The following is a 21789-nucleotide window of genomic DNA, read 5'->3' on the forward strand; positions in this document are numbered from 1 at the left end:
TCGCTACTATTCGCAAAACTTTATATCTTTTCTGTAGATTAATTAAATAATATTTTGACTCGATGTTCATTGGACACTCTGTTAAATAAAATGGTTCGTTTTTTTAACTACTGAATGTATTACGTGTATTTAATCCTTATTGACTGCTTCACATCATTATCGATTCGGTATTCTCAGTGTCCCTCTAAATCGGTCTTGTATAGTCACACGATCCTCTTTGTAATCTTGAAGTATAGTGCCCACAAAAAAAGAACAGATTCGCTTCAAAGAAACGTCTGTCCAAAATTAACTTCGATTTTTCTTATTAATACCTCATTTTCTAAAAATACCAAACCACCTTCTATATTGATGTAGCTGTACTCTCTATAGCCTTGCTTTCTTTTGGCATATCTTGTTCGATTTCTTTATATTCTTTTTCCCAAAAATCTGCTCCTTTAATCCCTAACTTTGCAGGTTCAAATAAAGGATTATTCCCTGCTTTTTTCTGCATTTCATAGTCCTTTAATACTTTTAACACCGTCTTAGTAAGGAAGAAAATCACAGTAAGATTTACCCAAGCCAAGATCCCCGTACCTAGATCCCCCATCGCCCATACTGTAGCTGCTGTTTTAAGGGTACTGTACAATACAGTGGCTAGTAAGATAATTTTCAATATTTGATTTGGCCAAATTGACTTGGTTTTTAGATTTTGTCTAAGAAACGCAAGGTTTGTTTCTGCTTTATAATAATAAGAAGTGAGTGTTGTAAAGCAGAAGAATAGTAGAGCAATGGAAATGAAAGCGGCACCAAATTTATGGAAAACAGAATCAACAGCAAGTTGTGTATAAAGTGATGGCGCTACGTCTCCAAGCTTATTCGTAATTGGCGCCATCCCTTTTGGTTTCACATCATACATTCCTGTCATAAGAATCATAAATGCCGTTGAAGTACAGACCAAAAAGGTATCAATGTAAACAGAAAATGCTTGAACTAAACCTTGTTTTGCTGGATGAGAGACCTCTGCGCAACCGGATTCATATGTTTCACTACCTAAACCAGCTCCATTGGCATAAACTCCTCTTTGAACTCCAAAAGCAATTGCAGAACCGATTATCCCTCCAAAAGTCGCATTTAAATGAAAAGCACTTGTAATAATTAAGGAAATAACGCTTGGTATGTTAGTAAAATTAAAGACAAGAATGATCAAGCACATGATGATGTAACCAGAAGCCATAAATGGAACAACGATCTGAGAGTATTTTGCTATTCTCTTAATACCGCCAAAAATAATAGCTCCTAATAGAATAACCACGAAGATTCCGGTTATTATTGGTGGAATTCCAAAAGCGTCATGCATCGCCAATGCAACTGTATTGGCTTGTACGCCTGGCCATAAAAAACCCATGACAAGCAATGTTAAGAATGCGGAAATAATGGCAAACCACTTTTGGTTTAATCCATAATCAATATAAAAAGGTGTACCCCCTCTGTATTCACCATCAATTTTTCTTTTATATACTTGAGTAAGAGTTATTTCTGTGAACGAAGTAGCACTCCCGAAAAATGCTGCAAGCCACATCCAAAAAACAGCACCTGGTCCTCCTAACGAAATTGCAGTAGCTACACCTGCTACATTCCCTACACCAATTCTACCTCCCAATGACAAAGCTAATGATTGAAAGGAACTTACCCCAGCCTTAGAACCTCGGCCCTCAAAAACTAGCTTTATCATCTCTTTAAAACACCTTACTTGTATAAAACGTGTGAGAATTGTATACATAAAACCTATTCCTAGAAGCAAATAAACTAATATTGGACTCCAGACATAACCGTTTAACCAATTCACAATGTCACTCATCGAAATCCCCCTTGTTCAAAGATAAATTTTTAATTCGACGATTAAACCGATAAAAGTTCATTTAGGTAAGCTTGCAAATGACGGCAATCGGTCCCGTGAAACGTTCCCGAAATAAAGGCTTTGACATTTGAAATGATCGTATGCACCCACTTCAAAAACACCTCGTTTATCATGGGATACCAGATAAATCATGTGGAATCGCTTTCATAACGGAGTCAAGGCTTTTCAAAGATTATACCAACGGTAACTATGGTTTGCTGCCGACAACTAATAAATTCACAACATTTGTCCCTTAATAAAGACATTTGATTTAATTTTTACTTGCCCAAACAATTCAAGAGGTAATTTACAATAATTCTAGAATAAATTTGCATTTGTGAGTACTTTATCTAAAAAATAAACTTTTCCACCCCTCCAATTCCATAGGAAATTTCAATTTCATCTGCCTTTTTGTAAACGCTATCAAATTTGTTTGCGTTTTCTAATCTGATAATTAGATTAGAAAAATATCTTTATTTGTAACTACTCATTCTGCACGAAAATACTGACTCTAAGAAAAACCTATATTCCATCCGAACACAATATGTGCCGTTGTTTTTCTCTTTAGTATCCATGTGCAATAGATGAGTGGTTACTTTATTAATCCAAATATAATGTATATTTTGAAAACAGACACTAGACACAGTGTTAAATATTGATGCCTATTATTTTTACATTAATATTTGTTACAAATTGATTGGGGCAGACTACATCGTGACAATAAAAATACCTGGACAAATAAATATGGCCCAGGTAAAGGGATTTTAGGAGTCGGTGATTGTCAACGAGTATCAAATACTCCACTTTAATCTTTACTGTAAATTTCGAATGGCGTTCTTCAACGTACCGATAATGAAATCCACATCTTCATCGGTAGCGGATAGCGGTGGAGATAGAGCAATGACGTTATTATAGCCAGCCACCGTATCACCATTTCGGCCAACAATCAATCCGTTTGCTTTGCATTCTGCTATCACTTTTCCTACTTTTGCCGCCGCAGGATCTTTGGTCACCTTGTCTTCAACAAGCTCAATTCCAAGCAAAAACCCAAAACTGCGAATATCGCCTACAGACGGATGATCTAACAGTTCCACCATCTCTGCTCTGAGACGTTCTCCCAAGATGTGTGCACGTTCAACCAGGTTTTCCCGCTCCATGATTTCCAGATTTTTAAGTGCGAGTGCACAAGCTGCGGGCGTTCCACCAAATGTATTCACGTGGCGGAAATAACCATATTCTTCGGAGGTCTTGAATGTTTCATAGATATCCTTGCGCACTGCAGTGGCGGAAAGTGGGAGATATCCACTAGTCAAGCCTTTGGCCATCGTGATGATATCCGGTTTCATATTGAAGTGCATATGACCGAATTTTTTCCCGGTACGGCCAAAACCGCAAATCACCTCGTCAATAATGAGCAGAACCCCGTGTTTGTTGCAGACCTCCTGCACTTTTTCCATATATATCGGATGTGGGACTATGATACCGCCACCTGTAATGGCAGGTTCCATAATCACACCAGCAACCGTTTCTTTCCCTTCCCAAATGATGGTATCTTCAATAGATTGGGCACATTGCAAATTAAACTCTTCTATACTTTGGCCGGCGGGACGACGATAACTATCAGGTGGACGAACATGAACAAAGCCAGGTGCCAACGGTTCATATTTATATTTTCGCACGGCTTGGCCAGTCGCCGCTAAAGCACCCATTGAATTTCCATGATATGCACGATAGCGTGACACGAATTTATACCGGCTGGGTTCTCCATTTTGTTGGTGATACTGCCTTGCTATTTTAAAGGCGGTTTCATTGGCATCAGAACCGCTGTTCGAGAAAAAGATGACGTATTCACCCTCTAGCCACTCATTTAATTTTTCGGCTAATTGAATCGCTGGCAGATGGCTTTGAGCCAATGGGAAATACGGCATAGTCTTTAATTGATCATAGGCAGCTTGTGCCAATTCTTCTCTTCCATATCCTACGTTGACACACCATAAACCGGACATCCCATCAAGATATTTCTTTCCATTACTATCTGTAACCCATGATCCTTCAGCCTCAACAACCACCGTGGGAGGAACCGCTTCGTTATAAGGTACAAGATGATGCCATAAATATTTTCGATCTTTAGCAATTAGATCTTCCGTTTTATTTTGAGCCGTAATCATTACAATTTCCCCCTTTCGAATTAATAACGTGCCGTTAACATTTTCTTGCGGGTATAGAACTCCACTCCATCACGGCCATTAGCATGAAGGTCACCATAGAATGATTTCTTATATCCGGAAAACGGGAAAAATGACATCCGAGCTGGTACCCCAATATTAATTCCGAGCATCCCAGCATCTATTTCATCACGGAATTGTCGTACCGCTTTTGCACTATCTGTAAAGAGACATGCACCATTTGCAAATTCAGATCGATTCGCAAGAACAATCGCTTCATCCAAATCTTTAATGCGTACAATCGAAAGTACAGGCGCGAAGATTTCTTCTTTCCAAATGGACATATCCGTTGTCACATGATCAAAAATGGTAGGCCCTACAAAATAACCGCGGCCATCCGTTTCATGATTCTTTCTTCCATCACGGACAAGTACAGCGCCCTCTTTTTCCCCAGCTTCAATGTATCCAATGGTTCTGTTCTTATGAGAATCACGGATCACAGGACCTAAAAACACACCCTCGTCCAGTCCATTACCGATTTTGATTTCATCCGCAGCTTTTTTCAATCTGGTTCCAAGTTCATCCGCAATTTCATCTATAGCAACAACAACCGAGCATGCCATGCAACGTTCACCAGCAGAACCAAATGCCGCACTGATAATTTGCTTGACTGCCTGGTCTAGATTTGCATCTGGCATAACAATTCTGATTCTAAACCACTTGCAATATCAGGAAGTTGTGTTCCCATCATTAATGTTGGAATACCTGCTGCAAATTCTACACATTCAATGCCTCGTAGCACTTCACCGTATGCTTCTTCGTAGCTTTTTCCATTTTCCACTGTTATGAAACGAGCCAATTCTCCCCAGTGATCCACAAGAAGCTGTTGATATTTGAAAAGAATGCGTGCCCGACGTGGTACAGGAGTTTTTTTCCATACTTTAAAAGCATCTTTTGCTGCTTTTACCGCATAGTCAACTTCTTCACGATTCGATAGTGGTACATAAGCAATTATTTCACCAGTTGCCGGGTTCATTACTTCTTCATAGCGCTCAGATTTAGATTCTACCCATACACCGCCAATAAAGTTTTTTAAATTCTTGACTTTTTCAACAACTGTCATACGCAACCTCCCATGTTCTCTGAATCTGGTTTTCAAACACTATCAATCTATATTCGCAAAAATATCCTAAATTGTTCCAACTAACTAATAAGAATGGGTTCTTTATTTAATAAATCATCTATAGGAAAATACCTATAGCCGTGAACTTCAGCCACCGATTTACATGTCACATTACCTTCTATTACGTTAATTCCTTTAGCCAGTGCTTTACTAATCCTGCACCCGTCTCGATCCATACTTCATGTCCACTATTTTTAAAAGCAGTAACAACTGCAGGAGTCATGCCTACCCTATTTTCACTATTTTTAATCTCTTTTGGTATGCCGATTATCATATAAGATTTTCACTCCTCACCTTTGGATTTTTGTCTACATGCTAACTATACAAATCATTCAAAACACCTTCATTAGACAAAACGTTAAAGAAAAGGCTATTAACTTTTAACATTTGCTTCGGTATTACCCATAAGAGGATAGAATTTGATTTGTATGAACCCTGGATTTGTCCCAGTAACTAACCTTGAAGATTCACCTAAAGATGATGTATCATTGCTTTAAATAAAAACGCTTACAAGATTTATTTACATTAGCGTTAAAATCAACTTAAAACGAAAAAATGAACATCACTAAAGGAGATGGGGCATTTGGAAGTCGAATTTATGCTAACTTTATATGATGTACTCAAGCGCCCACTCTTTCAACAAGCGCAAGTTATAGCAGGAAAAAATGGGCTGCATCGTCGCATTCGTTGGGTTCACGTACTCGAAATATCAAATTTTGCTCCATTTGCATTAATTCTCGGTGAAGAAATGATTTTAACATCAGGGATTGGGTTTCATTCGGGAGAAGATAACTTAATCCACTACATGCAAAAACTAATAGAATTAAATGTCTCCTGTTTATGCGTAGAAATGGGAGAGTATCTACAATTTATTCCAGATGAAATGATTGATATTGCAAATCAGAACAATTTTCCATTAATTGTATTTCCGAAAATGGTTCGCTTTGTTGATATAACACTAGATCTGCATCCTTTAATCATCAATGGTCAGTATAAAATGCTACAAAGTCTTCTGGAGGTATCTCGTGAATTTAGCCGTTTATCACTAACATCTCAAGGTACCACGGATGTTATTAAATTGCTTCATAAAAGCACGCAAAACCAAATCATTTTTCTTCCGCTTGATGGAACCCCTTATGTTGCACCGAAAATGGAACATATTGCTCAAAACAAATTATTAAACTTTCTCAAAGATCATGTACAGATTTTACTAGATAAAAATACAAGTTCTCCTTATACCTTAAAAAAAGATGATCAAATCATTCTGCTGCAACCGGTAGGGGCGATGGGACAAACATGGGCATTTATTGCGATGGTAAGTGACCAAGAACCTCATGAATATCACTCTTTAATAATTGAATCAGCCTCACTTTCTATTTCACAAGAGTTATTAAGAGAACGTTACATGGAGGAACGAAAACTTCATACAGAAAATCTATGGGTAGATGATTTATTGAATGATCGAATTGAAGATGATTTGCAAATAAAGAAATTTGTTGGCCCGAATTACCAAAAATGGAATGAGATGAGCTGCCGTGTTTGTATAATTGAATTGGAAAGATCATCCGTTGGCGGTCTTGATTTTTCGAAGGATTCCTTAGATTTAGCAGGCTCACATCTTTCGCTAATCGTTCGTTCAGTTTTTAAACAACATGCTTTCTTGCCTTTTATTACGACAAAAGGAAATCGAATTGTTATATTGGTCCTGGATTTAATGGATAAAGCTAAAGAAAAAACACTAAGTAAAGAAAGGCTTCAATACGTACTGAGTTATATAAATAATTTGAGTTTGAAAAAAAAAGTGAGTGATTTTCAATTATATTTCGGGGTTGGACAAACATATGTTGGATTTAAAAATGCGCATCGAAGTCATGATGAAGCTGTAAAAGCATTATCGATTCGTTCCCAGTACAATAAAACATTTATTTTTTATGATGATCTTGGTTTTTTTCAACTACTTATTGATCTCAATGAAAAAAATATGCTTGAAAGCTTTGTTCATCATCATTTGGGACCATTGATTAAAGAAGATAAGGCGAAAGGTAGCGATCTGCTTCGCACAATGAAAGTTTACTTAGAAAACGGTGGTTTAAAAAAACAAACCGCTGATGCCCTTCACATAGTTCGACAATCACTTTATTATAGATTGGAAAAAATCGAAGAACTCCTTGGAAAAGAATTTATGTCTCCGGAAAATCGGTTAACAATTCAATTAGCTTTATATTCATACGCATTCTTATATCCAAATAGTTTTGATATTGGATCAATAGATTAGACACAAATCAAAATTTTTGAGCCTTTCGATTATTGCCGTTTTATTGGCACGATCAGCACATGTCTTACTAACATTTCAATACCGCAAACCGTAGAATGAATGTACATTAAAACTAGCGTTTGCATAACTTCCGAACTCAGATCTACCTTTGGTGATAACATTCGGTTTTTTGTTTTTCACCCATCATTTTAAAACTTGCTTCGGTAAAGCACCTGTCTAAGGATGCCTGGATGGATAACAAATATGACTAAATAAATTACACTTTTGTAATGTAAATTTTTATAATCTCTTTTAACTGTCCATAATGACTAATGCAGTATCGTTCGAACAAGGAAGATCAGGCCTGTTCCTTCCTACATACAGCACACGAATTGAGGATCCTCAGAGTTTCTGCGTACGCTAATCCGGTGATGCAGATACTTAGGCTGAAAGTGACGACTTTCGGCCTATTCGTGTGCAATAAAAAAGACCGCTACATTTGCGGCCAAATATCATAAACGGTTAAATTAAGAACTTTTGCAATGGCATACGCTTTATCTAAAGCCGGTACCGCACCATTCATATATGCATGTATTGCATTTCTACTTATACCGGATTTTTCAGATAGCCAAGTAACCGTGAACCCTCGTTCCTCTTTGATTTGTTCCAATCGACATTCCACGTTTACCACCTCACAAATGCATTCGTTCAGTGGCTTGTCGAATCCTTTGGTGAGGATTGTCGAAACATTTTTAGAATAACAATCGTAATATTTATTGATATTTGCCACTATATATAGTACTATAATTACAGAGGTGAGGTTGATGAGTCAGTTTGAAAAACTATTACAGAAAATCAAGAATAATCCGAAACAAGTTAGCTTTGAGGAACTCGAAAAGATTCTGCGTCGTTTAGGATTCGAAGTTCGTCAACCTCGCGGCGGTTCTAGTCATTATGTATTTCTAAAAGGACCAAAACAAATATCCATCCCAAAACACGGAAAGCATGTCAAAGTTATATATGTAGAACAAGTAATTGAGACATTGAAAGAAGAAGGAGTGATGTAAGATGACCGAAAAGAATCTTGATTATTACCTATCTCTTCCGTATACCATTACGCTGATCCCTGCACAAGAAGGTGGCTATGTGGTTAAGATCAACGAGCTGCCGGGTTGTCTTAGCCAAGGAGAAACTGTCGAAGAAGCGTTGTCCATGATTGAGGATGCCAAACGAGCTTGGATCGAGGTTGCTCTGGAGGTAGGAAACGATATACCTGAACCGGTTCGGGGTGAGGAAGAGTATTCGGGCAAATTTAACGTGCGTGTACCTAAGTCTCTTCACCGCCTGCTGGCCGAAAAAGCTAAAGAGGAAAAGGTCAGCCTGAACCAATATGTGAACTATCAATTGTCACGTAGCGTTGGTCATCTTACCAATAGAAACAAGGGTGTGTAATTAACTTCACCATGGCATGGTTTTTTGTCGAAACTTTTTTTAATTGTAAACTCCCATTTGGTACCAAAGTAAAATTTATCGGTGTTACAATATCAATAGCCATTGACACACCTTTGCCGTCTGCTGTGAGGTTGGCGGCTTTTTTATGCGAAAAAATATTTTGAAAAATGTATTGCATAAATCAGCGCCTTAAAAGCAAAGCTCCACAAACATAATAAAAGTGGTTATAAAGGTGTCATATGGAAGTACTGATACGTAAATAAAAGAACGATCTTTCGTATCGCCGATCTGATGAATCGAATTATAGGGGTGAAAAATTTCACCCCTAACGCAAAAATTTTTTATCTTAACTTGTACTTGTCCATTTTATATTTTAATAATTGTTTGGAAACACCCAACCGTCTGGCAGTCTCTCCTATTTTCCAGTTTGTCGTTTTTAATTCACTGATAATGATCTCTCTCTCAAATTCTTCAACAGTATCTCTTAAAGATTTTACTTTTATGTCTGCACTTCCATTTATTTCTGCGCTGTCACTCATTGAATTTTTACCAGAAATACGGATCCTTCGAGGTATATCATACAATGAGATTTGATTTGAACAAGCATTATTATAAGCTGTTTCAATAGCATTCCTGAGCTCTCTTATATTCCCCGGCCAGTCATATCCTTTAAAACACTCTAAAACCTCCTGTTGAACGCTATCAATAAATATGTTCATATTATTGTTGTAAAAATTTATAAAATATTCCACTAGTACTTCAATATCTTCTTTTCTCTCCGTCAAGTTTGGCAAGTCGATCTCTACAACTCCCAACCTAAAAAATAAATCCTCTCTTAATCTTTTCTCAGCAAGTAGAATGTCCGGATCTTCGTTGGTTGCCGATATCACCCTTATATCTACATTGATATTTTTCTTGCCGCCTATTCGCCTAACTGTCTTTTCTTCAATCGCTTTCAGAAGCTTTACTTGAAGATTGATATCTAAAGAGTTTACTTCATCTAAGAACAATGTGCCACCTTCCGCTTGTTCAAATAGGCCAGGCATTTCTTCCGATCCTGTAAAGCTCCCTTTCGCCGTTCCAAACAAGATACTTTCCAATAAGCTTACAGGTACAGCGCCACAGTTCAGAGAAATAAACGGTTTTTCATACCTATCACTTAAATTATGTATGGCCTGTGCGACAACTTCTTTTCCCGTACCTGTTCTGCCATATATTAATACTGTAGAGTTTGTCCTTGCTATTTTTTCAATTTTATTTTTAATGGCTTTCATCCTTGAATTGACGGTTATTATGTTATCAATCGTATAGATTGTATTGTTTTTTCTGTAAATTTTATGGCCTGCAAATTTATCCAATGATCGAATATTGTCTTTCCTAAAGTAGTGTTTTGAAAATTCTATCGCCCCAATTATTGTATCCTCTTTTTTGATCGGGTACGTGGAATTTTTGCTTACAAAGGTGTTCCCTTTTTTGGTTATCAGTTCCTGTCTAACATTGCAAATTGCTACCCCATTTTTTAATACGTTCATCACTGTACTATTCTCATTCGTAAGGTCTCTATAAAATGAGGTTACATGTTGTCCTATAAACTCTTCAGGCCTTGTGCCAAGTTCTTTAAGAACATTTAAATCAGCCATATCATAAAAAACGATGACTCCATGTCCATCTGTTACCAAGATATTGTCATAGGCGGACAAGTCCTCAAAATTCCCCAGCGCCATGTTCAACATTTCACCATCCTATCCAAAGTCAGCATAACATACTAAACATGAAACCGGAAACCAAAAGCAAAGCTGCGGAAGCCAAAATCATACAAATTTTATATAAAAAATGTTAGGAAGTGTGAATGTTTCGATAAACTGAATCTTTATATACGAAAATATATATGCAGCGATTCGGGTAGAGACTTTTCGATTCCGAGCAGTTGCTAAAATATTTTGCACAGCAGCTACCATCTTTTGTTTCAGTTTATCGTTGACTTCTTCTTCGATCCAATACCATCCCTGGTTGTTTTGTACCCATTCGAAGTAGGATACTGTCACTCCTCCGGCATTTGCCAAAACATCCGGAATAATCAGCACTCCGCGTTGTGTTAAAATTTTATCTGCCTCAGGAGTTGTGGGACCGTTCGCCGCTTCCACGATAATCGATGCCTGTATATCATGTGCGTTTGCTTCTGTAATTTGATTTTCCAAGGCTGCCGGAATTAAGAGATCACATGGTTTCACCAGCAGTTCTTCATTTGTTATAACGTTTTTGAAAATCGGTGTGACCATGCCAAAGGAATCTTTTTTGTCGATCAAATCAGGAATTTGCAGCCCCTCTTCATCGTAAATTGCACCTCCTGCATCGCTGATTCAAACAATTTTGGCGCCCATTTGATGTAAGATTAAAGCCACATTGCTACCCACATTTCCGAATCCTTGTACAATTACACATAACCCTTCGATTGACTGGTTTCTGGTTTTTGCCGCTTCACGGGCTGCAACACAGACACCAAGCGCGGTAGCTTTTTCGCGTCCTGCTGATCCCCCTAAGATAAGTGGCTTGCCAGTAATAAAGTTAGGAGAATCATATTCCCGGATCCGGCTATACTCGTCGTACATCCATGCCATAATCTGGGCATTTGTATATACATCCGGCGCAGGAATATACTTTGCCGGCCCGACAACCTGGCTGATTGCACGCACATATCCGCGAGCTAAAGCTTCTTGTTCCCGAAACGACATTTGACGTGGGTCACAAACAATTCCACCTTTTGCACCGCCATAGGGCAATTCGAAGATTCCGCATTTAATGCTCATCCAAATGGATAATGCTTTCACTTCTTCTAACGAAACGTTTGGATGGAATCGAATCCCACCTTTTGTTGGCCCTACGGAATCATTGTGTTGTGCACGAAAACCGGTAAACACTTCAACATGACCATCATCCATATGAACAGGAATTCGTACCGTAATGACTCGAACTGGTTCTTTTAAGAGTTCGTATACTTCTTTTACGTAACCTAATTTTGTTAGTGCATCAAAAACCACTTGCTGAGTATTTCCAAGAACGTCATCTGTTACAGGTGGAGCAGCCGCTCCAATTGAGAGACGTTTGTTAGCTTTATCCATCTAATTTTTCCCCAACGACAAAACACCTCTTGGTTCAAGACCGAATGAACGGGCCTCAATATGTTTTAACTTCTTAGAAATATTTAACACTATATTGCACACGCAATTTTCATGCCAACTTTAAATAAATGAATCATCTTTATCGTTTCATGCATTCAAATTATAAGCGCAATATTTTTTTGCGCTTATTGTTGTTTTTTTGCATAATGCAAATTTTTTTGCAATCTTTTTGTTCGAATTAATCTAATAATATCTACCAAATTGTATGCTGAAAAAGCTTAAACCGGTAAGAAATCCCATTATAAAACGGAAGAAAACACTATATTGGAAATATAGAAATAAATGTAAATTAAACAGTGCATGTATAGGATGCGGAATACAAAAAGAGACCCCGTTCAAATCAGGATCTCTTTTCACTATCCACATCTACAATTGGCCGTTCAGTTGTTGATCCGTGTAGGATCGGGAGTTGACACAGTCCTAGTCTGTACCCCGCTTCCCGCAAACAAGGTGAGAATGAAGGACAACAAACTTGATACGCCAAGAGTTACGATGCCCGATTTGACAAACCCTATTGGCAAGAAAGCCGCAAACACCGGGCCTCCCAGCATTGCGCCTATATTAAATAAAAAGAAAAGCCATCCAGTAACGATTCCGGTAAGTTGTTCCTTGACGGAATCCTGGCCAAGTGCTGCTGCCAAGCCTACAAAACCATTCCCTGCCCCAAATACGAATGTAAAAATGCTAAGAGCTGTCAGATCCCGACCCACACTGAACATTCCCACTCCACTGATAAGAAGCAACAAGGATGCCAAGCGAACCACATGCTTTCTCCCGATCTTGTCAGCCAGCATTCCTATTGGAAACGTACTGATCAGCGCTCCCAATCCATACATGGATGATATTGCAGCTGCCTGAATTGGATGGATAGACTGTACTTTTAGAAGATATTGGCTATAAAACCCTAAATACCCAAATAAAGAAATTCCATAAAGTAAGATGGCAACTGACAAAATACAAACATTTTTGTTCAAAATTCCCTTCATTCCAATCCTGTGTTTCTCTACTTTCTTATATGTTTTGGGAACAATCAAATAAAAAGCAACAAGCGAGAGGACTGCCAAAATCCCTGAAATCACAAACGGAACCTGAATGTGGGGTAAGAATGGCGAAATAATATAGGGAGCAAAAAATATACCTGCACCATAAATGACACCAAATACGGATATCGATCTGCTTCGCGTCTTCGGAAAAATATCCCCTAAAAAGGCTATGATTGCAGGTTGAAACATTCCTATGCCAATTCCAACCAGAAGCCGAGCGATGATTAAAGTGGCTAAACTGCGTGCCAACCCACTCACCAAAGTAAACACAGCGAAAATTGTCACGGAAATAAGAATTGTGTATTTCACCGAAAATTTATCAAACAAAATACCCCCTATCATACTGAACAAGGCCATTCCTACCGCGTATCCAGTGGCTAAAACACCGAGCATCGCAGGTGCTGCTTGAATATTCTGTACAACATATGGAGCGGCAAACTGAAACAAACTTCCATCAAATCCCTCTAGGAAACCAGGGATAACGGAAACCATGACAATCAGAACAAAATACGCTTTGCTTCTACCTGCAATCGAACGTATTGTCTCATCATTTCTGAGACCAAGCGGCTTTGCCATATTAACTCTTCCAATAGCATCGGTTTGAAGTGCTCCAGCGATTTTGAGCACTTGTTTCATCATCTTAAACACAATTCTGCGAAAATTTACAGAAAACTGGAAAATTGTGCAATTACGATAAAAACTTCAATGCAGCGTTTACAAAGATTTTCACACCGTATTCCAATGCATCTTCATCAATGGTGAAACGAGGATGATGGTGTGGATAAACGATTCCTTTTTCCTGATTCCCTGCACCGATTACAAAATAGCATCCCGGTGCCTTTCGTAAAAACGCTGAAAAATCCTCGGCCCCCATTTTGGGTTTTTGCAGGTCAATCGCATCGTCACCGTATACTTCGAGAACTGTTTCTTCAATGACACGGGTCACCTCATCGTTGTTAATAACCGGAAAATACCCGTATTCATAGCGAAACTTATAAGTTGCTCCATGCGCTTCCGTAATCCCTTTCACGACCCGTTCCATATGAACCGGCACGGATTTACGGAATTTCTCGTCAAAACTCCGAACCGTGCCAGCCATCTCTACGGTGTCGGCAATCACATTTGGTGCTTCTCCTCCTGTAAACTTTCCGACTGAAATTACGAGGTTATCCAGCGGATCTGTATAACGGGAAACAATATGCTGAAGATTCGTGACCACTTGTGCGCCAATCGCAATGCTGTCGATCGTTTGATGAGGTGCAGATCCATGACCGCCTTTCCCTTTGATCGAAATCCAAAAGCCGTCCGGAGCCGCCATCATGGGACCATATACAATTCCTACTTTTCCAATTTCAAAATCTGATATCAGATGAGCACCGATGACAACATCAACCCCCTCCATCACACCGGCATCTACCATTTCCTGCGCCCCACCCGGAAAATACTCCTCTGCATGCTGAAACAAAAAGCGTATTTCCCCCTTGATTCGTTCCTTCAATCCCGTAAGAATCTTTGCAGTCCCTAGAAGCATGGCCGTATGTCCATCATGTCCACATGCATGCATGACACCAGGAGTCCGAGAAACAAAAGCAAACGTATTCTCTTCATTGATCGGCAGCGCATCCATATCCGCGCGGATCGCCAGTGTTTTCCCCGGGTGTGCGCCAATCAAGCGTGCCATTACACTATATTTTGTTGGACGTGTCACCTCAAGATTCCCAAAGGACAAAAGCGTTTCGTATACAAACTGTGATGTCTTCTCTTCATGAAAAGACAGTTCGGGATTTTGATGGAGATGACGCCGCCAATCAATGACTTCTTTCTTTATACGCTCTATCACATCATCGAATGTTGTTGATGACATATTCAGACCTCCCAAAGAAATAAGTTGCCACTTTCTAGTGAAATAGAAAGAAACATTCAATTGATTTTCAAATGATTAACCTGGAAACGAAAAACTGGCTATTCATTGCGACTTTTCTGATAGACCAAGTTACCGCCGATATAGGTTTCTTCCACTTGAACCTCGTCAATTTGCTCCGGACTAACCTTTAGAATATCCTGGTCTAGCACCGTGAAGTCCGCATAGTACCCTGGTTTAAGCTGCCCCACATCAGGAATTCCCGTAATTTGCTGGGCAACCCGGGTATAAAGCATGATCGCGGTAGACAAATCTACTCGCTGTTCCTGACCTGTATCTGTCCCATCATGCGCCATGCGTGTGACAGCAGACTTAAGTCCGACAAACGGATTCACCGGATCGGCCCATGCAGTCCCCGGTGCATCCGAAGAAAAAGCGATCTTTACTCCAGCCTGCAACAGAGATTGAAAGGGATAAGAACGTTTCGTCCGATCTCTACCTAAGTTATTCAAATAGCTCTCAATTTCCGCATATAAGAAGATCGGTTGAGTTACGATTCCGATCCCCGTTTCGGCCAAGCGGCGGATTGCTTCATTTGTAGGCAATGCAGCATGCTCGATCCGAATCGATGGAGCGTCCGAAAGCCAGCTTTTTCTTCCGTAAAACGTATCGACAATCAAATCAATTGCTTGTTCACCCATTGCATGCACGACTAATTGGACCTCGTGCTGTTCGGCAAACTCGGCTGCCTCCAACAACTCCTGCTTGGATGTCGTGGAAATTCCATAATTTTCGCTTTCCCCTAAAAACGGCAGATTGACCCAAGCGGTTCGTCCGGACACACTGCCATCTGCGAACAGCTTTACACCCCCAACGTGAATGGGATTTTCAGCATGTTTTTTGGCAACGCTTAATACGGGCTGCTTCTTTATATCCTCCCATAAATAGTAAAGAACACTTCGCTGCCGGAGTCCTTTTTCACGGGCTGCTTCATATATAGTAAAATAATCGATGGGCTCCATTCTTGCCATAAGATCGGTTATCGCTGTGATGCCATGTGCCAGAAGTTTTGGACTTAGCTCAGCCAGAGCGGCAGCGTTATCTTCAAGTGTTCTGGTTGGCATGACCGTAAATACTAAGTCCTTTGCATTTTCTCGTAAGGTGCCCGTTAACTCACCGTTTGCGTCTTTATCAATTTGCCCGCCTGACGGATTTGGCGTGTCTTTTTCTATCCCGGCCATTTTTAGTGCCAGACTATTCACAACAGCGATATGTCCACATGTACGTGTCACAATAACGGGAACATCGCTAGCGGCTTGATCCAAATCCCAACGTGTAGGAGCTCGTCCTTCTAACAACTTCCCTTCATCGTACCCCCAACCCTGGATCCAGGCATCCGGGCCTTGAAATTCTCGCCGTTTTCGTATTTGTTCAAGCAAACCCGCAATGGAACTGACGATTGGAGGGGAACACGCAATGTGCTTTGCTGCATCTGCCAGATACAATGGATGCAAATGAGCATCGATGAATCCCGGAAGCACGCGGCGACCATGAAGATCTATACAATTCCCCTCCATCCCTTCAAGATCTGCTTGCTCTCCAATCCACACGATCCGTCCATCGCGTACCACCATGGCATTTGCATACGGTTGCTCAGGATTGGACGTAAAAATCCGCCCATTAAAAAAAGTATACTGTCCCACTTTATTCATACGTATCGGTTTCCTCCCACTATTCTTTGACACATCAATGGTCTGAGTTTATTTCATCTACCATTCTCTCTGAATTCCACCTTTATGAAATTGCTTTCATTCATTTCTATTATTGTCTCTATTTCGCGTACCAACCCCATGATTTTGAATGTATATTTTTGAGCATTTGATTAAGCAAGATACGTGCCAATTTGTAATATTACGTTTATTTTTACCACTTTACTTATGCCCTGCATAATCAAATAGTTGAATGCTCAATCGATTTGAAACGTGTTTCATTTAAATGAGATTTTTTTATTTTTCTAATATATAAACTGACTTGAGTACATAATTTGACTTCAATCACTCTAATTGGGGGTAAAAAATTTCACCCTGATTGTGAAAATTTTTTTACCTTTTTTTAAAAAAACCGTTTGTGTTATTGAAAATCGGCACAGCAAACGCTTACATATTCGCTATAACAAGATCGAAACAGCTTTATTTGAAGATTTGTAACCATATTTGTATACATTAGAAACATCTCATTATAAGTTCGTGTTCACAAATTGGCGAAGTACAACACAAGAAGTGCGAAATTGAAGCACGAAAAATCCGACAGAGTGTACGTGTTTGATACATGAGTAAGGAGCTTTTGGGGATTCGGCAAAGCAATCCGCCGTATAGTTTTGACTACTTTTTGAACATCCTCTGTAAACAAACAAAAAAAGTAAGCTTGAAGTGCCTACTTTCTTCCATTCTTCCGGTATGTTTTGGGTGTGGCAGCGAACGTTTCATTAAATAATTTGCTGAAATATTGCGAATTATTAAATCCTACCATTAATGCAATTTCAGTGATGTGAAGATTCGAATTTTTAAGTAAATGGCATGCTTCTTCCAATCGTTTTGACGTAATGGCTTCATTTATGATAGTTCCTGTTTCTTTCTTAAAGGTACGCATTAGATGCACACGTGTGACAAAAAATTCATCGGCAATTTGGCTGATATCGATTGGATTCATGAAATTCACGGATATATAATGTAACACCTTGACGGATAACGATTCATTTAAATACACATCAGGAAATACGATGCGTAACACGACAGTGATCGTGAAAAACCCATTTAAGGTGAATCCAACCGATCCAGATCAGGTAACAGTAGATTTGGCTGTACCAGCCCAGTATATTGATGGTCAAATTTATGTTCCGATTCGGTCTATTATTGATGCGGCTAACAATCTTTACGGTTTTGGTACTGTATTTAAGTGGTTCCCTATTCAGCAAGAATTAAACTTCGATTATGGTGTTAATTACGATTTCCAAACTGGAAAAGACACATACACTTGGTATACTCAGACGTCAAAATTGCCTGGGGAAATACGTATATACCATGGAGAATTAATGGTTCCGGTTTACGATACTACCCAACCGCAATATCGGTACGTTGGATGGTCTTCCACTTGGGATGCACAAAACAGGGTACTTACTCTAAATATTGGATACCCGGAAACACCCATGGCATGATCATCTATTACTAAAAATCAACATTAAAGACTAATCTATTTCGGCGACAATTATTTGTCGCCTTTTTTTATTTTTGGGGATTTTATCGACAATAACGGTGACGAGCCTTTATAACGCCCGTCATTTCTAGTAGTATACCGAAAATCGGTGTTAATACAACTTTGATCGAGTTTGAACATGGTTTATTGGCTATCAACTGCATCAAACGAATGTTTCTAAACAGTCTCATTATGATGGTGTAACCGTCAAGTACTTTTGAGCAGGCCACCTTTCTTTGTTCCCCACACCGCTTCCCCCTGAAGCTAGAATTACCAGTTCAATGATAGCGTAATAGGAAGAGTATGGGGAATTTTGTTCATTCTTATTTTGGGAATCTGTTGATTCTAGTTTACCGGTCACAGATAGTTATTGATACATTAATATTAGTTCGAACTGCTGCTAAAATCGTCCTCTTTATCCAGTAACTTAACAATATTCTTTTATTCAGACGCTAATTATAATAATGTGTGAGGAAAGGTAGGATGATGAAGTTGAAGAAATGGAAATTACTTTTTTTCCTATATCTCTTGTCAACATTAGTGGTTTTACTGAATTTATTGTCTCACTTTTCAATTAGCGGAACCATAGGACTTGTGTCTGGCGTAATTGGGTTACTTGGAGTGTATGGATTTTGTTGGAATAAACCGCTCTTTAGCAGAACCTTTTGGAGAAATTTCTTTGCCATTTTTACACTGGTAGGCTTAGGAAGTATTTACGTTGACATTGTTCACCTCCATCAAACATACGTTTCTAAGCCACATCCTGTATTTATAGGTAGCATTATAGGTGTGTTAGCGGGACTAATCATGTGATACTTCGTTTTACATGCGTTATATCTTTATGCTTTTAGGAAGGATGCTATATGGGCGAAATAAGGAACATTGGCGGCAACTCGTTTGTCGTTTTTTTTTTTGCGGATGCCGACTGTCAATAAGCGAAAGGTACACTTTATATCCACCATACGCTTAATTTTTGGTAAACGAGGTTAGGACAATATTGTCGTGACGATATTTTTGTCTGGTCACTATCGGGGCAATCTTCTAAACTGGGACAAACGTTGAGGACTTTTTATGCAACATCATATGTGTTTCTGGTCGAACCCAGCTAGAGTATCGCAGAAAAATCCACCAAAACGTAACTCGGCAGCGATCAAAACCCGAACGTTCCAGATCAAATGGTCATCCGTGTCCGTTAGGTCAAAAATGTCTCATTCCTATTATATATCTTTATCTTTTTATCTTTTAAAAGAATATATAACGTAAGTACTTTCTAGGACATTGGAGGGATTCGACCAGAACATTATTTACGTTCAATACGATTAAATAGTTGCGTCACCGACCCGTAGCCGCCACTTTGCAAGAGCAACCCCATGTTTATTTCGCTATACGCCTAGTGGCATGTACAGATAGAAATGAAATCTCGATACCTCAACGTTACCAGTTACAACCAATGCCCCCTATATTGCACACAAGTATTTTCGTTCAAAATGGTAAATTATCCAAAAATTTTTTTGCGGTTCTGGAAACTTCGGAGGGCGTAACTGGACAATACGAACATAGCCGTACTTTAAATGTCCAATCGTTAGACGCTATTTTTATGTGCATTCACTAGTCGTCACCAGACGACCCCATGACTCCCACGTTTACAGAGAGCAAATCGTTCAATTTTGAAAACCCACCAAAAGTTTTACGACAGATTTCAAAAATTCGTTATCAGATAATTCTACTGTTACTCAAGTTATAACCACAACGAACTACATATCCCTATATCCTGTCATGGTATATTTTTTGCATTGAAAGTTGATTTCGAATTTTGGCATGATGTGTGTAATGGACTTTAGCGTCTGGGTAATTAGTAAAGCAAAATTACATTAGGTAGGTGAATTGTTTGAAATTAAGTTTGTTACGTAGCAAAGCCCGAAGTATATTAAAAGGAAAGTGGTTTTCGTTTGTTGGTTATACTATTTTACTGCTAATTCTTAATACGACTGTGCCCAAGCTTTTAGAAAAATTGTATCTTTATAAGGGTAATTTGGGAATGGATACTGTACTTTCCTTTCTTTATGAAGTCTTAGTTATCGGTGCTTTAACTTTAGGCAGTAATTCTTTATATTTAAAAATTACCAAGGATGAAAAAGCTTCGGTTAGAACTATTTTCTCATTTTTTTCAAATTTCAACAGTTATAAGAAAGCAATTATTTATAATTTGCTAATGGGTCTTTACTTCATCCTATGGTCACTACTTTTGATTATCCCAGGCATTATTAAAAGTTTTTCCTATGCGATGTCTTCTTATATCCTTATTGAAGAGCCTCATTTAACAGCGAACCAAGCGATTACAAAAAGCCGTCAAATGATGGACGGTTATAAATGGAAGCTATTCTGCCTATACCTTTCCTTCGCAGGATGGTTTATCTTATCAATTCTAACAGTTGGAATTGGATTCCTGTGGCTTATTCCTTATTATCAGACAAGTATCGCCTGTTTCTATAATGATATTAAAGATAAATACAAAGTAACAGAGCCTAATAGTTCAGATGAATTATAAATAGATCAATCAAGTAGGGGAGAGTGACTAACTCCCTTACCCGGTTGAGAAAGAGTAGGTAGAGGCAAAATGATTGGTGGATGATGTCTAATTACATTTAATGGAATATTTGAATTAACCGAAGCACCGAATGAAGTGTTATGAAAAAGCCGCCTAAAAACAAGAACACAGATAAAGTCGAAAGTAAATGCAAAATAAACAAACTTGGGATGTCTGATATCATATTTAGAAAAAATATTGCAATATTCGATAAGACAGACTTTACACGACAATACCTTCCACGAAACTCCCGATAATCCAACGCCATTAAAAACACTGCTAAAGCCATCAAAAAAATACCAACAAAAAAACCGATTACTGTATTAAGCAAAATTTTTTACTCCATTTCATTTCCACAGTTTTCAAAGCGGTTATTTCGGCTGATGTGTGAATGATTTTTTCGCCAGCGACATCGTAAACACCTTTGCTCCATTATTGTTGCACGACTTACCGAAAAAGACGGCAGCCATTTTAAGCTACCGTTCTAGTTAAATTACTTCTGTCTACGTCGTTTGGCTATTGTATCAAATACAAAATTTACCGCAGCCGCAATAAAAAAGAATATAATACTTTTATCAAAGTCGTCAGGGAAATAAGTCCAAATTGCATAACCTGCTGAAAAGATGATTGACGCTATGACTGATCCGATTTTACTTCTACTGCTTCGCAAACTGTACAATGCCAAAGTCAACATGTAGGTAATAAATATCAGTGTCTTAACATAATATCCATTCCAATTGATTGGAACGAAATACGCAATAAAGCCAAAAACAATAGCAAAGAGGATAAAAGTAAGTAACCCTGATAATTTCCCCTGTTTTCTTAAAAAGAAAATATTCCAAGTTAGAAATATCAATAAGAAAAGCGTTAGGATGAATGTATTGACTGCCACGTTTATTCCCCTTTTGCCTCGTATTCACCTCATTTTTAATGAAGA

Annotated in this window: 14 protein-coding genes and 4 pseudogenes; 5 read left to right on the top strand and 13 right to left on the bottom strand. The window is 38.7% G+C overall.

Annotated features, from left to right (window positions below):
• Window positions 1–340: 340 nt before the first annotated feature.
• The 5 genes and pseudogenes from LSG31_RS01430 to LSG31_RS01450 form a co-directional block, all read right to left on the bottom strand.
• Window positions 341–1837 carry an alanine/glycine:cation symporter family protein gene (locus tag LSG31_RS01430; RefSeq protein WP_347437670.1) on the bottom strand — a complete coding sequence of 499 codons (1497 nt, stop codon included), beginning with the start codon at window positions 1835–1837 and terminating at the stop codon, window positions 341–343.
• 56 nt (window positions 1838–1893) lie between these two features.
• Window positions 1894–2004, bottom strand: a pseudogene (locus LSG31_RS01435) (transposase); the annotation flags it as partial.
• A gap of 684 nt (window positions 2005–2688) precedes the next feature.
• The gene (locus LSG31_RS01440) at window positions 2689–4044 is read right to left on the bottom strand and encodes an aspartate aminotransferase family protein (RefSeq protein ID WP_347437671.1); all 1356 of its coding nucleotides are present in this window, start codon (window positions 4042–4044) and stop codon (window positions 2689–2691) included.
• 20 nt (window positions 4045–4064) lie between these two features.
• Window positions 4065–5164: pseudogene (locus LSG31_RS01445) on the bottom strand (aldehyde dehydrogenase family protein).
• Window positions 5165–5375: 211 nt separating this feature from the next.
• A pseudogene (locus tag LSG31_RS01450) lies at window positions 5376–5498 on the bottom strand (alanine dehydrogenase); the annotation flags it as partial.
• 309 nt (window positions 5499–5807) lie between these two features.
• On the opposite strand from LSG31_RS01450, the gene LSG31_RS01455 reads away from it, so the two are divergent.
• Window positions 5808–7499 carry a PucR family transcriptional regulator gene (locus tag LSG31_RS01455; RefSeq protein ID WP_347437672.1) on the top strand — a complete coding sequence of 564 codons (1692 nt, stop codon included), beginning with the start codon at window positions 5808–5810 and terminating at the stop codon, window positions 7497–7499.
• A 472-nt stretch (window positions 7500–7971) separates the two neighbouring features.
• On the opposite strand, the gene LSG31_RS01460 is transcribed toward LSG31_RS01455, so the two are convergent.
• Window positions 7972–8160, bottom strand: a complete 189-nt coding sequence (locus tag LSG31_RS01460) for a helix-turn-helix transcriptional regulator (protein ID WP_347437673.1) — start codon at window positions 8158–8160, stop codon at window positions 7972–7974.
• 142 nt (window positions 8161–8302) lie between these two features.
• Here LSG31_RS01460 and LSG31_RS01465 point away from each other — a divergent pair, with 142 nt between their 5' ends.
• A complete protein-coding gene (locus tag LSG31_RS01465) occupies window positions 8303–8545 on the top strand; it encodes a type II toxin-antitoxin system HicA family toxin (protein ID WP_347437674.1) in 243 nt (80 codons plus the stop codon).
• Window position 8546: 1 nt separating this feature from the next.
• Window positions 8547–8930 carry a type II toxin-antitoxin system HicB family antitoxin gene (locus tag LSG31_RS01470; RefSeq protein ID WP_347437675.1) on the top strand — a complete coding sequence of 128 codons (384 nt, stop codon included), beginning with the start codon at window positions 8547–8549 and terminating at the stop codon, window positions 8928–8930.
• Between the two features lie 341 nt (window positions 8931–9271).
• Here LSG31_RS01470 and LSG31_RS01475 read toward each other — a convergent pair whose 3' ends face one another.
• The 6 genes and pseudogenes from LSG31_RS01475 to LSG31_RS01500 all read right to left on the bottom strand — a co-directional run bounded on the left by LSG31_RS01475 (window position 9272) and on the right by LSG31_RS01500 (window position 17722).
• Window positions 9272–10654, bottom strand: a complete 1383-nt coding sequence (locus LSG31_RS01475; protein ID WP_347439412.1) for a sigma-54 interaction domain-containing protein — start codon at window positions 10652–10654, stop codon at window positions 9272–9274.
• 87 nt (window positions 10655–10741) lie between these two features.
• A pseudogene (locus tag LSG31_RS01480) lies at window positions 10742–12049 on the bottom strand (Glu/Leu/Phe/Val family dehydrogenase).
• 440 nt (window positions 12050–12489) lie between these two features.
• A complete protein-coding gene (locus LSG31_RS01485; RefSeq protein ID WP_347437676.1) occupies window positions 12490–13728 on the bottom strand; it encodes an MFS transporter in 1239 nt (412 codons plus the stop codon).
• A 112-nt stretch (window positions 13729–13840) separates the two neighbouring features.
• Window positions 13841–15016 carry a M20 family metallopeptidase gene (locus LSG31_RS01490; protein ID WP_347437677.1) on the bottom strand — a complete coding sequence of 392 codons (1176 nt, stop codon included), beginning with the start codon at window positions 15014–15016 and terminating at the stop codon, window positions 13841–13843.
• Window positions 15017–15114: 98 nt separating this feature from the next.
• On the bottom strand, window positions 15115–16725 hold the full coding sequence (locus LSG31_RS01495) for an amidohydrolase (protein ID WP_347437678.1): 1611 nt from the start codon (window positions 16723–16725) through the stop codon (window positions 15115–15117).
• Between the two features lie 721 nt (window positions 16726–17446).
• The gene (locus LSG31_RS01500) at window positions 17447–17722 is read right to left on the bottom strand and encodes a helix-turn-helix transcriptional regulator (protein ID WP_347439413.1); all 276 of its coding nucleotides are present in this window, start codon (window positions 17720–17722) and stop codon (window positions 17447–17449) included.
• A 70-nt stretch (window positions 17723–17792) separates the two neighbouring features.
• Between LSG31_RS01500 and LSG31_RS01505 the strand changes: the two genes are divergently transcribed.
• On the top strand, window positions 17793–18227 hold the full coding sequence (locus LSG31_RS01505; protein ID WP_347437679.1) for a stalk domain-containing protein: 435 nt from the start codon (window positions 17793–17795) through the stop codon (window positions 18225–18227).
• 1926 nt (window positions 18228–20153) lie between these two features.
• The gene (locus LSG31_RS01510; RefSeq protein WP_347437680.1) at window positions 20154–20813 is read left to right on the top strand and encodes a DUF975 family protein; all 660 of its coding nucleotides are present in this window, start codon (window positions 20154–20156) and stop codon (window positions 20811–20813) included.
• A 532-nt stretch (window positions 20814–21345) separates the two neighbouring features.
• On the opposite strand, the gene LSG31_RS01515 is transcribed toward LSG31_RS01510, so the two are convergent.
• On the bottom strand, window positions 21346–21744 hold the full coding sequence (locus LSG31_RS01515; protein ID WP_347437681.1) for a hypothetical protein: 399 nt from the start codon (window positions 21742–21744) through the stop codon (window positions 21346–21348).
• Between the last annotated feature and the right edge of the window lie 45 nt (window positions 21745–21789).

This window comes from Fodinisporobacter ferrooxydans (genome assembly GCF_022818495.1).
In the GTDB taxonomy this organism is placed as follows: Bacteria; Bacillota; Bacilli; order Tumebacillales; family MYW30-H2; genus Fodinisporobacter; species Fodinisporobacter ferrooxydans.